Origin of the sequence: Aureimonas psammosilenae, assembly GCF_009176975.1 — a bacterium.
Classification (GTDB): Bacteria; Pseudomonadota; Alphaproteobacteria; order Rhizobiales; family Rhizobiaceae; genus Plantimonas; species Plantimonas psammosilenae.
Genome location: NZ_WEZG01000002.1, coordinates 275,873 through 286,303, shown reverse-complemented (window position 1 = coordinate 286,303; position 10,431 = coordinate 275,873). Strand labels below are relative to the sequence as shown.

Here is a 10,431-nt window from a genome sequence, read left to right as displayed (position 1 = left end):
GGGCACCCTCGCATCGATCAATGGCGCGTCTCCGCCGGCGCGGCCTTGCGTGCTTGGACGAGCGCGATGGCAATGCCCCCTGTCACGTCTTCGATCACGTCATGGTCGTTGCCTGGCACCACGAGAGCGTTCAGCACGTAGGCACACAAGGCCTCGGTGGCGAGTATCGCGTCCTCCGGGCGACCACCAGCGTCCTTCACGCGGTTCAAGAGGTCGCCGGACAGGTCGTGCGCGATCTGTTCAAGGACGTCATTGGTCATGCCGCCTTCTCGCGGATCTCCGCCTCGCGCTGCTTGATGGTCTGGATGATGAGGCCGGCGAATCCTTCCGGCTTGCCCTCCTCGGTCATGGTGAGGGAGCGTTCCAGCACGGTTGGCGTGGCGCCATATTGCAGGTTGATCGACAAAAGCACGGCCGTGTCGCGCACCATGGTGTCGAAGGTGGTGCCGACCTTCCGAGTGCTGGCGAACACCTCGGTGATGCGCAGGTCGTCGGTGAAGCCAAAGGAGACCTGCACGTCCATGCCCTGGAAGCGAAGGTCGTGGCTTTCGGACATGCGGCGGTTGGGGAGATGCTCGCGGGTCAAGGAATGCGCTCCTTCGCCATGCTCTCCATCTGCTCTTGGATCAGCCGCGAGAATGCGCTTGCGAGTGCATCTTCATGCCCTGGCTTTGCCAAGTTGTTGATCGTTTCCGCGGCCATGCCTGCGAGAAGCGTCAGAATATCCTCAGCGAAATTCTCTTCTCCGCAGTGCCGATGGAGCTGACGCATCATGCAGCGGTGAGCGCTGTTCAAATCTTGCAGGTTCACGCCCCCCTCCTCTTCACGGTCTCGACTGCGACGGACCCTTTGCCGAGTCCGCGGAACACGGTCCGGCGCAGCGTGCGATTGTCGATCTCCCGCCGCTCGCGGAAGGAGCCGATTTCGGCTGCCAGCTTGTCGCCGATCGGATCGTGCTCTTCGACCTTCGCCGTGGTCTTGATGTCGGGCTCATGAGCGCGCAGGGCGGCGATGCCGGCCTCCAGCGCCTCCGCCTTGCATGGGAACTGCTTGGCGCGCTTATCGGGCCCGGAGACGTGTCGCAGGCGGGTGTGACCGAAGCCGGCCCATAGGGCGATCCAGCCCCTGCCCCATTCCTGCGCTTCGACGTGGCTCTTGCCAGGGATGTAGCCCATCAGAACAGCTCCGCCGGCAGATCGACATCGGGCGCGTCGGACTTGAACAGCGTCAGTTCGGCCTCGAACCGCACCCGCTCCGACTTCATGGGTTCGCCGCGCCGGCGCTTGTGGTTGATGATCCAGGCGAGGCCCTTGCAGCGTTCGATCTTGTCTGCGAGTTCGTCACGGCCCTTCGAACTTCCCTCGACGCTGTACATGTCGCGAAAAAGCGGCTCGGGCCGGTAGAGCGAGAAGAAGACGTCGAGGTTCTGTTTCACCGATCCGCCGCCATAGGCATCGCTTGGGACGGGCTTGGGCGACGCGCGGCGCTTCCAGTCGTCGTTGCGCTGGATGAGGATGACGATCGCCACCCCAGTCGCCTTGGCGATGGACTTCAGCTCGCGGTAGAGCTTGTTCACCCGCTCTGCGAAGAGGTCGTTTCCTCGCCCAGGCAGGTCGATCATCTTAGCGTGGTCGATCATCACGAACCGCAGGCCCATGCGCTTCTTCAGGATGAGGATGCGGTTGCGGATCTCCGCGATGTTCGCTTCGGCAAAGCCTTCGATAACGAGAGGCAGGTGCGCGCCGGAGGCCTGCTCATCAACGAGCGCTTCCATCTTGCCGCGGCGCAGGTCCCATTCGTCGATCTCGCCCATGGAGACGCCGATGCGCTGGGCCGCCATCTGAAGCGCGGCCTCATCTTCGGTGACCTCGATGGAGAAGAAGGCGGTGGGGATACCGGCCTCGGCAGCGAAGCGGCATTGAGAGGCGGAGAAGCTTGTCTTGCCGCCGCCACTGTCCGACATGAGCCCGACGAGGTTGCCCGGCCGCACGGCGCCGACCACAGCGTTCACCTCGGGTAGAAACCACCGGATCAGGCCGCTGTCGTCGTTGCGGCGCGCCTGCACCGTCTCCATGGCAGCGTGCAGCAGGTCGCCATACTGGCGGGACTTCTTCGCATCGACGCCGGCATTGACGATGTCCACGATCCGGTCACCGAGCGACGCCGCCATGCTTCCCGGCTCGTCGGACGGGCTTGCCTCGCAGGCGCGCTTGATCATATCGCGGCACTCGGCAACGATCATGCGGCGCTGCCAGGACTCCAGAACCGCCTTCGCCTGCCCCTTCACCGAATAGGCGCCGGTCCCTTCGCTGACGAGGCGCGCGAGGTACTGCGCGAGGGTGATGTCCCCGATCTTGTCGTCCTTGGCCCCTAGGAACGGCCGCACGGTGATCGGCGTGGCGTGATCGCCCTTGTCCACCATCTCGACGATGACGGCATAGGCGCGCTGGTGAAGCGGCTCGCTGAAGTGTTCGGGCTTCAGCATGGATCGGACGACCGTCACCGCATCGTTGTGCAGCATTATCGCTCCAAGCAGCGCCTGCTCAGCTTCCGGGTTGTCGATCGCGGCAATGTCGAAGTCGGATTGCGCGTTCATGCCGCCACCTGCCTGCTGCGCTCGTATTCGATATGGCGGAACGTGTCGGTGTTCTTGGCGGCGATCGCGATGCCCACCGCGTCCGCTTGGTCGTTGTTGGTCACCGCGATCTTCTCGCGGGCGCACTGCTGGCGAACCGCCTTCTTCCAGTCGTCGCGAGTCCATCCCTTGTGCGTGCCGAAGCCGAGGAACGCCTTCCGCCACGTCGACGAGGACAGGATGACAAAGGGGATGTCCTTGACCGCCACGACGCACATGATCGCGCCGGTGATCTGGTTGGAGGAGATGACGGCGTTCAGCCCACCGCCGTCCGCCGCCGGCTCGTCGTCCCCCGCTTGGCCCATGAAGGTGGTCTTGCGCTTGATGCCGACCTTCTGCCGAAGCGGCGCTTCCATTGCGATCAGCGCCGGGCGGCGGCCGTCACGCTCCAGCGAGCGGATAAGGCCGAAAAGCTGGCGGCCAATGGAGCCGCCCTTCTCTTCGAAGCAATCGCCGGCGGCCTTGAAGGTGTTGACCTGGATCGCCGAAAGGCTGCGCGCAGTGTCGTAGAGCGCGATGCCAGTGACCTGCGCTGGATCAAGACCGAGGATCAGCGTCATGCGCCCTCGCCATCGTCGAGATCGCCGCCCTCGTCGTGGCCGGCGCCTTCGATCAGTTCGGCCGTGGCACGGGACGCGAGAAGCTCCTTCAGGACCGCCGCGCCCTTGTGCCAGCCCTTGATCCAGTCCTCGCCATCGGCCGTGTTTTCGGCGTAGGGCGACCGGCAGGGCTCGTCGTCCATGCCCGCAATCTTGCCGTCCATGAACGCTTGGCTGTCGCCGGACGGCTTCTTCTCGGTGAACATGTCGAACTGGCCGTTCTCACCGACCGCCCAAGATGCCACCTCGCGCAGCGCGGCGATCCGAGCCTCGGTCTTCTCGCGACCTTCCGGCGTTTCCATCGCGATGTGCGTCTTGATCTGGTCCAGGCCGTGCTCACCGAGATCGGCCTTCACGACCTTGCCGAGCTTCTGCAGCTCGGAGGCGATCCGCTTCTTGTCCGCGTCCAGCGCCTTGAAGCGCCGGCGATGCATCAGCATCAGCGCATGACGCTGATCGGGGCTGATAGAGTTGTGCCCGACGCCAGCGGACTCGCCAGCACTGGAGGTCTCACGCTTTGCGCGCGACATGGTCACTGCCTTTCTGTCTGTCGGAAGAGATCGCGACGGCATAGGCCTCGCGGGCGGAGAAGTGTTGAGAGCGCGCCAGGGCATAGGCTTCGCGCAGATGCGGAGAGAGCGGGCCGCCGCGGCGCGCGTCGTAGTGCGCCGTCAGGGCCGCGAGGCGCTTGGCCTCTATCTCCGGGCTGCCAACTGCCTGCCGGAAGCGCTCGCGATGTTCGGGCGTTGAGGTGCGCGCCTTGCTGGCCTTGGCGATTTTCAACCGGACCGACAGCGGACGTTTCTTGCCCTTCATTCGCCGACTTGCGAGGTATCCAATCCGCCCGCCCCAGCCGAGGCGAGAGACCTTGATCCGCACGCCGTTCTCGGAGCAGCCGAGGAGCTTGGCGATCTGCGCGTAGGTCTTTTCGAGGTTCATCTGCCGGCGCAGTTCGGCGATGGCTTCTTCGGTCCAGCGGAAGCGGGCCATCAGGCGGCCTCCGCCTGTGCGATCGCGCTGTGCTGGTGATCGAAAGCGCGAAGACCTGCCGCGATCAAAGCTCGCTGGCGTGTGCGTGCGACAGCGGCGAACGGCGGAGCCGATCCGTCAGTGGCGTCGACCAACGCATAGAAGAACCGCCCGCCCGGCAAAGCCTCGCGAACGTCCATCACGACGTCAGGGAGAAGGAACAGGACGAAGGCGCGAGCCAAGTCGTATTCGTCGAGGACGCACGGCAGAAACGGCAGGCGAACGCTTGCCCCGCAGGCGGCTTGCTCCTGGATCATGGCCGCTATGCCATCGGCAAGCGTTCGGTCGTCGAGCGGGGAAAGCTCAATCCGGTGCGCGAGAAGCCCGATCATGCCACCATCTCGGCAACGCGTTGACGATCGCGAAGGCGGAAACCCCGCTGACGAACGGTCTCGATGGCCATCACGCCTTCGACCTTCCGGCGCACACGACCAGCCACGACGTGGCAGTGGTTCTCGCAGAATGCGTGCTGGCTGACGCGAATGGCCTCGTTCATGGCGTGGAACGGCACGACATCGCGAGCCAGAAGCGCCAAGACGAAGCGCGTCTCCTGCGCTGACAGCTTCCAATCGGTCGGCAAGGTGCGCGTCGGGCGAAGCGCCTCCTCGAGCTGCCGGACGCGCTCTTCCAGTTCCTCCCGCTCTTCGCGAAGACGGACATTCTCGGACTGCAAGCGAGCTTCGACGCTACTCATTCTCCGACCTTCTCCGTTGATCCCTCGACATGCAGGCGGGCGAGGTCTTCCACCGTGGGTTCTTCAGACGCCGGCTCGGGCTCCGGCTTGCGACGACTGGCTCTCCATCGCAGCCATTCCAGCGCCCGCCAGAGGAGGTTCTTGGTGAGTTTCGCAACCATCGTTCTTCCCCATGCGCAGCTCCCGATATCGAAGGGCTGCGTTCTCATGCTTGAGGCATTCGGCTTCGTAGGCTTCGAGAAGAGCCTTGTAGGCACCACCCGACACGTCCTTCATTTCCTGCCAGCGGTTCCAAAGACGGCGGGCGTAAGTGCGCTCCAACCCGATCTCGGCAGCAACGCGATCTCGCGCTGCTGTCCACGTGTCCGTTGGGCCGCGATGATGCACCCGCATCAGGGCTTCCAGCCACGACCGAGCGTCTTGGACCGCTTCGAGGCTCATTGAAATCTCGGAACGCTTCGTTCCGTGCGCGGAACGTGATGTGACGGACATTGCTGGTGGCTCCATGCGAACTTCTGGGCATGGAGAGCAGACGGGACACACAATTCGATCTGTTCAGGGACACGGGCTGCAACCCATGTCCGGCCCCGAGCGGCTGCAACCGCGCCGGGGAGGATTACTGGCAGGCCAGGCGCGCAACGAACGCGACGGCCGAAGGAAGGCGCAGGCAGATGACGGACGGCTTGACCATGGACGAAGCGATCGGCTTCGCGATCATCGTGCTGCGGAAACTGAGCGCGGCGGACCGGGAGGGGAACGCCCGCCGCGCTGCCGAGGGACGCGATACATGCGCCTCGGATGCCGGCAGAGGGGGATGTGCCGGCAATGGGGTGAAGGGTTGAGAGCATCAGGCCGCGACCTCGACGTTGCGAGGCTCGAGGTGAGCGCGGAGGCAGTCGATGTTGGCCTCGCGTACCGGGCGGAAACGAGAAGCGCGGAAGGGCTTATCCGAGGGTTGACCACGCACCGAAAGCCGCGATGGCACTTCGACAAGACGAACAGCAACAACGAATTCGCCAGATTGCATCTGGCCTTCGCCAACCCAGCAGATCGTGTAGATCGAACCTTTGACGATCTCTGAAACATCATAGCGATTGGTGTGCTGATCATCGACGCACACGACCCGCATCCCTGGGCGGAAATCCCAAGCCATCTAAGCCGCCCTCGCGATTTCATGAATGCGGTCTTCAGCACCGCGAAACGTCGTATTCACCGGCCCGACCGCGACGCGCGGATGATCGTCCACCAGCCGAAAGATCGTCGTGCGAAGCTCGTAGGCATGGGCGGACATGAACCCGTCGCGGCCGTCCACCATGGACGAATAGGCGACGATGCCGGCCCACATCGCGTGGTAGTCGAGCATCGACTCCGACATCAGCGCGAAGACGCCACGGTGCTTGTGAAGCTCACGGCGGGCGATCTCGGAGACCAGATCGTCGTCGGAGATGGATGCGAGGTCGATCATGCGGCCCTCGCCAATTTTTCGGCTTTGCGGAGTGCGCGGGCGGAAACCCATCCGGTCTGCCGTCCGCACCCGGCGCAGATCATGCGACCGGCATGGTTGGCGGGTTCGATGGCCGGCGCGGTCTCAATGCGTCCGACGTCGCCACTGCACCAACGGCAGGCGCGGAAGACGCCACGAGCAGCCTGGAGCGGTATGGCAGCCACGACGATCACGACGCTGCTCCACCGCTTCCACCGACGAGCTTAAGCTGCGGAACAACCTTTCGATGAACCTCGCGTTCGTAGATGCCCTTGCCGCTGGCTTCCCACCATTCGCGGATTTTGGACTTCTGGAAGACCCAAGGGCCATTGGCGTGAGACGGATCAGGACGGGCAGTGAAGCCTCGCGCAACGAACCAGTGGATCGCGTTGGCAGACAGGTTGCGCGAAAGGCGGGCGGATCGTTCGAAGGCCGGGACGCCCATCAAGCTTTGCGCGAGGGCGATGGATATGCACTCGCTGGCGTCCTGCTTGGCAGCGAGCGTCTCAATCAGGAGCTTGTCGCGCTTGTAGCTCGCCTCGAAGCGCTGCTCAGTCCAGAACTGGTTCCGGGCAATCAGGTCTAGGATCGGGCGGGCGACATGCTTGATGACCGCGCCGATGATCGATCCGGTGAGCCCGTCCATTTTGGAGCCGAGACCGACGTCGATCCCGTGAAGCTGGCGCTCAATGTTGGCGAGGCTGTCGTTCGTCTCCATCGTCAGCGCGAGGGAGCCTTGCGCCGGAGACGCTGCGATCTCCATCCGGCGGGTCAGACGAGCCTCCATCGCGTTGAACGCTGCGATGTAGTCTTCCTTGAACTTTGCAGCCCGCTTGCCGGTGAAACCGAATGCGATGAACACGAACCCGTCGCGGGTCATATCAATGGAGCGGTCCATGCGCCCCGGGATGTTTGGATGAGGCTCCTCGCATGGCGCAAAATTGCGCTGTGCAAATTCTACCGAGCATTCGAGATTGTCGTACTTCTTCAGAACATCTTTGTGCTGCTTGCCGAAGAAAGCCGCCACGTCGCGGCTGTTCGCGAACGTCTGCCCGTCCTTCACGCGGACGACCGGGATCACGTTTGGGTTCTGGTCGAAGGGTTCGATCACGCTGCGGCCTCACGAACAGATGCTTCGGAGATCAGGGCATCAACGAGCTTCCGCGATGCTCCACGGGTGGGGATGCCCCGGTTCTCCCACCGCCAGATGGTCGCAAGATCGACGCCCCAACGATCAGCGAGAGCCGACTGCGTGAGGCCCAGGCGCTTTCGAGCGGCCGAGAGGTCAAGGGAAGCATCCATGCCTGTATTATGCAAAAGGCATAATCAAACGTCAATGCCAAATGCATAGTGCGATATGCATAATGTTGGGAATGATCGATTTGCAGCTAGCCGCGCGACTCAAGCAGGCCCGAGAGGTTCGCTACTCGACAGCGCAGGAAGCCTGCGATGCTTTCGGCTTTAAATATCCGACCTACGCCGGGCACGAGAATGGAACGCGCGGCTTCAAGAAAGAGACGGCGCGGATCTACGCCGCGAAGTTCCGGGTCGGCTTAGAGTGGCTTCTAACGGGCAAGGGCGACATTCAGACCTCAGCCGAAACGGACGAGGAAAAGCATTTCCTGTCCGAATTTCGGCAGCTCGAAGCCGCCGATAAGGAAAACATTCAGCGCACGGTGCGAGGCCTCATCGCCTTGCAGCGCGCAAGGCAGCCATCTGACGTATGACATGGGCACGGTCAGCATCCGAGAGTTCACGCCATAACGCCAGCAATTCCATTTCAGCTTCCGTCTCTCGCTCCCGCATCTCCCACCTCAACCTCCGCGATGAGAACGAATACAGAACGTCCGCTACCTAAGAGTCAATGACCAGACGTAAGCCTTTCGCTTTAGCAGACCAAACACGGCGCTGTGTCGTCAGCGTTATCAGGGGGATGGAATGAAGTTTCATAGCATCGCAGCGACATGTTTCGTGGCGGCCCTGACCGGCTGTCAGACCGCGACGCCCGAAAGCGCCAACATCGTTACGACCGGTAATCCCGAGCTCGTGCGCGGCTGCAAGTTCTTGGGCCAGGAGACGGGCAAGCAGTACCTGATTGGCGGCGTAGTGCTGATGGGCGCGGCGCAGGAAGATGCGAACCGCCGACTCAAGAACGCGGCTGCTGCCAAGGGCGCGACGCATCTCCTCACGACGAACCAGCAGATGGGCATGGGCGGAGCGTCCGCGACCGGCGATCTCTACCGCTGCCCGTCATGACCCTCGACGACCTCACCCGTTCGCAACGCCGCCTTCTCGCGCGCCTGGGCGGCGGAGGCTTTGCCGAGGACGCGATCGGCCGTGAGATCGGCGACTTGACCGACGCTGAACTGATCGAAGCGCATGGACTGATCGTGATCGGGCTTGTCGAGATCGTTGAAGGCTGGCGCGGCACGACCTGGTTCATGATGACCGGCTATTGCCTGCGGATCATTGAGGAAGGGCTGACCGAGTGAGCGATTGTCGCCCTCACCCCTTGTCTTCGATCCTCCCGCTGATGCGGAAGAACTGCGCGAGCTTGGCTGCGGCATCGGCGGATGTGAAGCGGGCCACGACCCTTCCAGGGGCTCGCGGATCTCGTCGATCAACCTGGATCAGGAACAGGCCAGATCGCAGCATGGTCGGATCATCTGCAAGGGCCAAAGCTGCTTCGGCATCGGTGATCTCGCCGATGACCAAGCTCTCGGTGTTCGAGAGCGACGCTACCACCTGCATCGTCATTGACCCGTCCTCTCCATAGGTGCACCTTGCCGAGCAATCCCTCCATTTCAGTGAACAAGCTGGCCGAATACATCGTCAGCAAAGGGGCGCGGCAGCGCACGATCCTACATCAACGCAAGTATCCCGATCCAGATTTCAACGCTGGGACATTCTATCGCGAGGCCGGCGAAGCAATCGGACGATACCTTGCGGACGGGGCGGTCGATTCGTCCATTCTCGACAAGCAAGCAGCGATCTTGAAGCAGAAGCCGGCTGACAACATCGGCACCTCGCGCCGGTTGAACGCAAATATCGATGCGATCGAACGCTTCAGCAACATGCTCGACGATGTCGACCTATGCGGCGCGGAGCCAGCGCTCGGCTCGAATTATGCTGAGAAGATGACCTTCGGCAACGTCGCGATATCCGTGCGACCGGAACTGATCTTGCGAGGCACGGGCGCGAAGGGGCGAAAGTTTGTTGGTGGGATCAAGCTCCATTTCTCCACCCAATACGCGCATGGCCCCGAGTCTGCAGGTTACGTTTCCGCAGTCGTTCAAGAGTTTTGCCGTCTGCATATCGCTCAGGACGAGGAACTGGTGAGCCCCGAATACTGCGCCGTTTACGACGTCGGATCGGGAACGATCTTTCAGGGGGTGAAGGCGACCAAAGCGAGGTTGAAGGACATCCAAGCCGAGTGCCTGAACATAGCCGGCATTTGGTCGACCCTGTAGGCCACTAGGACCAGCCCCGCTCCGGCGGGGTTTTTCGTGTCTGCGCCCGCCCCTCGGCAAGCGCAGACACCGTCGCGAGGCGTTAGGCCTTCTTGATCGGCGGCTTGGTTGGTGCCACCGGCTGGAACGTGATCCCGCAACCCTTGCGTCGGCTGGCGTCTTCGATCGCCTGCATTTCGCCCTTCAGGCGCGCGACCTCGGCAGCCTTCTCACCATTGCCATCCAAGAAGAACAGCGCGGGCCAGAACACCACGACGCCAACAGCGGTCAGCGCCGCGTCCTTGCCTGCCTGATTGTCCTGCGCTCCGCTGGCGGCGGCCGCGCGGGACGATACGACCTTCGCCTCTTCGGTCAGCGCCTCGCAGGTCGATCCCTGATATGCGAGCGGCGACACATAGGCAGGCGCAATGCTCGCAGCCTTCTTCGCGCAGCCAGTCATGGCCATCACCGCAGCGGCGGCGATCAGCAGCTTGTTCATTTCGGTATCCCCCTCTGGAATGAGGCGAGAATGGGGCCGAAGT

22 protein-coding genes are annotated in these 10,431 nt (G+C 62.8%); 6 read left to right on the top strand and 16 right to left on the bottom strand.

From position 1 onward, the window contains the following. Positions 1–17 precede the first annotated feature (17 nt). Genes F9929_RS05225 through F9929_RS05195 form a run of 8 tightly spaced genes read right to left on the bottom strand, consistent with a single transcriptional unit; the run spans position 18 to position 4,224 of the window. Positions 18–260, bottom strand: coding sequence for a hypothetical protein (locus tag F9929_RS05225; protein ID WP_152045486.1), 243 nt, complete (start codon positions 258–260; stop codon positions 18–20). Beyond that, on the bottom strand, positions 257–586 hold the full coding sequence (locus tag F9929_RS05220; RefSeq protein ID WP_152045485.1) for a hypothetical protein: 330 nt from the start codon (positions 584–586) through the stop codon (positions 257–259). The genes F9929_RS05225 and F9929_RS05220 overlap by 4 nt, the downstream gene beginning before the upstream one ends. Then, the gene (locus tag F9929_RS05215; RefSeq protein WP_152045484.1) at positions 583–810 is read right to left on the bottom strand and encodes a hypothetical protein; all 228 of its coding nucleotides are present in this window, start codon (positions 808–810) and stop codon (positions 583–585) included. The genes F9929_RS05220 and F9929_RS05215 overlap by 4 nt, the downstream gene beginning before the upstream one ends. Continuing rightward, positions 807–1,175 (bottom strand): hypothetical protein, encoded by a 369-nt coding sequence (locus F9929_RS05210; RefSeq protein WP_152045483.1) that lies wholly within the window; start codon positions 1,173–1,175, stop codon positions 807–809. The genes F9929_RS05215 and F9929_RS05210 overlap by 4 nt, the downstream gene beginning before the upstream one ends. Then, the gene (locus F9929_RS05205; RefSeq protein WP_193227620.1) at positions 1,175–2,596 is read right to left on the bottom strand and encodes a replicative DNA helicase; all 1,422 of its coding nucleotides are present in this window, start codon (positions 2,594–2,596) and stop codon (positions 1,175–1,177) included. Before F9929_RS05205 ends, F9929_RS05210 begins: the two co-directional genes overlap by 1 nt. Next, positions 2,593–3,195 carry a RuvC family protein gene (locus tag F9929_RS23915; protein WP_193227619.1) on the bottom strand — a complete coding sequence of 201 codons (603 nt, stop codon included), beginning with the start codon at positions 3,193–3,195 and terminating at the stop codon, positions 2,593–2,595. Before F9929_RS23915 ends, F9929_RS05205 begins: the two co-directional genes overlap by 4 nt. After that, complete coding sequence (locus F9929_RS05200; protein ID WP_152045481.1) at positions 3,192–3,764, bottom strand: hypothetical protein; 573 nt, start codon at positions 3,762–3,764, stop codon at positions 3,192–3,194. The genes F9929_RS23915 and F9929_RS05200 overlap by 4 nt, the downstream gene beginning before the upstream one ends. Next, positions 3,745–4,224: a hypothetical protein gene (locus tag F9929_RS05195; protein WP_152045480.1), complete on the bottom strand. Its 480-nt coding sequence runs from the start codon at positions 4,222–4,224 to the stop codon at positions 3,745–3,747. Before F9929_RS05195 ends, F9929_RS05200 begins: the two co-directional genes overlap by 20 nt. A 29-nt stretch (positions 4,225–4,253) precedes the next feature. Here F9929_RS05195 and F9929_RS24295 point away from each other — a divergent pair, with 29 nt between their 5' ends. Next, a complete protein-coding gene (locus tag F9929_RS24295) occupies positions 4,254–4,619 on the top strand; it encodes a hypothetical protein (protein ID WP_210251306.1) in 366 nt (121 codons plus the stop codon). Here F9929_RS24295 and F9929_RS05185 read toward each other — a convergent pair. After that, complete coding sequence (locus tag F9929_RS05185) at positions 4,592–4,957, bottom strand: hypothetical protein (RefSeq protein WP_152045478.1); 366 nt, start codon at positions 4,955–4,957, stop codon at positions 4,592–4,594. The two genes, F9929_RS24295 and F9929_RS05185, sit on opposite strands and share 28 nt — an antisense overlap. Next, positions 4,954–5,118, bottom strand: coding sequence for a hypothetical protein (locus F9929_RS24290; RefSeq protein WP_210251305.1), 165 nt, complete (start codon positions 5,116–5,118; stop codon positions 4,954–4,956). The genes F9929_RS05185 and F9929_RS24290 overlap by 4 nt, the downstream gene beginning before the upstream one ends. 528 nt (positions 5,119–5,646) lie before the next feature. Here F9929_RS24290 and F9929_RS23910 point away from each other — a divergent pair. Beyond that, positions 5,647–5,799, top strand: a complete 153-nt coding sequence (locus F9929_RS23910) for a hypothetical protein (RefSeq protein WP_193227618.1) — start codon at positions 5,647–5,649, stop codon at positions 5,797–5,799. 5 nt (positions 5,800–5,804) lie between these two features. On the opposite strand, the gene F9929_RS05175 is transcribed toward F9929_RS23910, so the two are convergent. The 4 genes from F9929_RS05175 to F9929_RS05160 form a co-directional block, all read right to left on the bottom strand. Next, a complete protein-coding gene (locus F9929_RS05175; protein WP_152045476.1) occupies positions 5,805–6,110 on the bottom strand; it encodes a hypothetical protein in 306 nt (101 codons plus the stop codon). After that, positions 6,111–6,422 carry a hypothetical protein gene (locus F9929_RS05170; RefSeq protein WP_152045475.1) on the bottom strand — a complete coding sequence of 104 codons (312 nt, stop codon included), beginning with the start codon at positions 6,420–6,422 and terminating at the stop codon, positions 6,111–6,113. Positions 6,423–6,630: 208 nt separating this feature from the next. Beyond that, a complete protein-coding gene (locus tag F9929_RS05165) occupies positions 6,631–7,551 on the bottom strand; it encodes a Rha family transcriptional regulator (RefSeq protein WP_152045474.1) in 921 nt (306 codons plus the stop codon). After that, positions 7,548–7,742, bottom strand: coding sequence for a helix-turn-helix domain-containing protein (locus F9929_RS05160; protein ID WP_152045473.1), 195 nt, complete (start codon positions 7,740–7,742; stop codon positions 7,548–7,550). The genes F9929_RS05165 and F9929_RS05160 overlap by 4 nt, the downstream gene beginning before the upstream one ends. 71 nt (positions 7,743–7,813) lie before the next feature. On the opposite strand from F9929_RS05160, the gene F9929_RS05155 reads away from it, so the two are divergent. The 3 genes from F9929_RS05155 to F9929_RS05145 all read left to right on the top strand — a co-directional run bounded on the left by F9929_RS05155 (position 7,814) and on the right by F9929_RS05145 (position 8,932). Then, the gene (locus F9929_RS05155) at positions 7,814–8,167 is read left to right on the top strand and encodes a helix-turn-helix domain-containing protein (protein ID WP_152045472.1); all 354 of its coding nucleotides are present in this window, start codon (positions 7,814–7,816) and stop codon (positions 8,165–8,167) included. 244 nt (positions 8,168–8,411) lie between these two features. Further along, entirely contained in the window at positions 8,412–8,696 is a 285-nt protein-coding gene (locus F9929_RS05150; protein ID WP_193227617.1) for a hypothetical protein, read from the top strand. Next, complete coding sequence (locus F9929_RS05145) at positions 8,693–8,932, top strand: hypothetical protein (protein WP_152045470.1); 240 nt, start codon at positions 8,693–8,695, stop codon at positions 8,930–8,932. The genes F9929_RS05150 and F9929_RS05145 overlap by 4 nt, the downstream gene beginning before the upstream one ends. Before the next feature lie 13 nt (positions 8,933–8,945). Here F9929_RS05145 and F9929_RS05140 read toward each other — a convergent pair whose 3' ends face one another. Continuing rightward, entirely contained in the window at positions 8,946–9,197 is a 252-nt protein-coding gene (locus tag F9929_RS05140; protein ID WP_152045469.1) for a hypothetical protein, read from the bottom strand. A gap of 50 nt (positions 9,198–9,247) precedes the next feature. On the opposite strand from F9929_RS05140, the gene F9929_RS05135 reads away from it, so the two are divergent. After that, a complete protein-coding gene (locus F9929_RS05135; RefSeq protein WP_152045468.1) occupies positions 9,248–9,910 on the top strand; it encodes a hypothetical protein in 663 nt (220 codons plus the stop codon). 82 nt (positions 9,911–9,992) lie between these two features. Here F9929_RS05135 and F9929_RS05130 read toward each other — a convergent pair whose 3' ends face one another. Continuing rightward, positions 9,993–10,388, bottom strand: coding sequence for a hypothetical protein (locus F9929_RS05130; RefSeq protein ID WP_152045467.1), 396 nt, complete (start codon positions 10,386–10,388; stop codon positions 9,993–9,995). Between the last annotated feature and the right edge of the window lie 43 nt (positions 10,389–10,431).

Coding starts and splice junctions, on each gene's coding strand:
- F9929_RS05145 (WP_152045470.1), top strand. CDS start 8,693: ATGACCCTCGACGACCTCACCCGTTCGCAACGCCGCCTTCTCGCGCGC.
- F9929_RS05140 (WP_152045469.1), bottom strand. CDS start 9,197: ATGACGATGCAGGTGGTAGCGTCGCTCTCGAACACCGAGAGCTTGGTC.
- F9929_RS05210 (WP_152045483.1), bottom strand. CDS start 1,175: ATGGGCTACATCCCTGGCAAGAGCCACGTCGAAGCGCAGGAATGGGGC.
- F9929_RS05200 (WP_152045481.1), bottom strand. CDS start 3,764: ATGTCGCGCGCAAAGCGTGAGACCTCCAGTGCTGGCGAGTCCGCTGGC.
- F9929_RS24290 (WP_210251305.1), bottom strand. CDS start 5,118: ATGGTTGCGAAACTCACCAAGAACCTCCTCTGGCGGGCGCTGGAATGG.
- F9929_RS05130 (WP_152045467.1), bottom strand. CDS start 10,388: ATGAACAAGCTGCTGATCGCCGCCGCTGCGGTGATGGCCATGACTGGC.
- F9929_RS05185 (WP_152045478.1), bottom strand. CDS start 4,957: ATGAGTAGCGTCGAAGCTCGCTTGCAGTCCGAGAATGTCCGTCTTCGC.
- F9929_RS23910 (WP_193227618.1), top strand. CDS start 5,647: ATGGACGAAGCGATCGGCTTCGCGATCATCGTGCTGCGGAAACTGAGC.
- F9929_RS05155 (WP_152045472.1), top strand. CDS start 7,814: ATGATCGATTTGCAGCTAGCCGCGCGACTCAAGCAGGCCCGAGAGGTT.
- F9929_RS05175 (WP_152045476.1), bottom strand. CDS start 6,110: ATGGCTTGGGATTTCCGCCCAGGGATGCGGGTCGTGTGCGTCGATGAT.
- F9929_RS05170 (WP_152045475.1), bottom strand. CDS start 6,422: ATGATCGACCTCGCATCCATCTCCGACGACGATCTGGTCTCCGAGATC.
- F9929_RS05195 (WP_152045480.1), bottom strand. CDS start 4,224: ATGGCCCGCTTCCGCTGGACCGAAGAAGCCATCGCCGAACTGCGCCGG.
- F9929_RS05225 (WP_152045486.1), bottom strand. CDS start 260: ATGACCAATGACGTCCTTGAACAGATCGCGCACGACCTGTCCGGCGAC.
- F9929_RS05205 (WP_193227620.1), bottom strand. CDS start 2,596: ATGAACGCGCAATCCGACTTCGACATTGCCGCGATCGACAACCCGGAA.
- F9929_RS05160 (WP_152045473.1), bottom strand. CDS start 7,742: ATGGATGCTTCCCTTGACCTCTCGGCCGCTCGAAAGCGCCTGGGCCTC.
- F9929_RS23915 (WP_193227619.1), bottom strand. CDS start 3,195: ATGACGCTGATCCTCGGTCTTGATCCAGCGCAGGTCACTGGCATCGCG.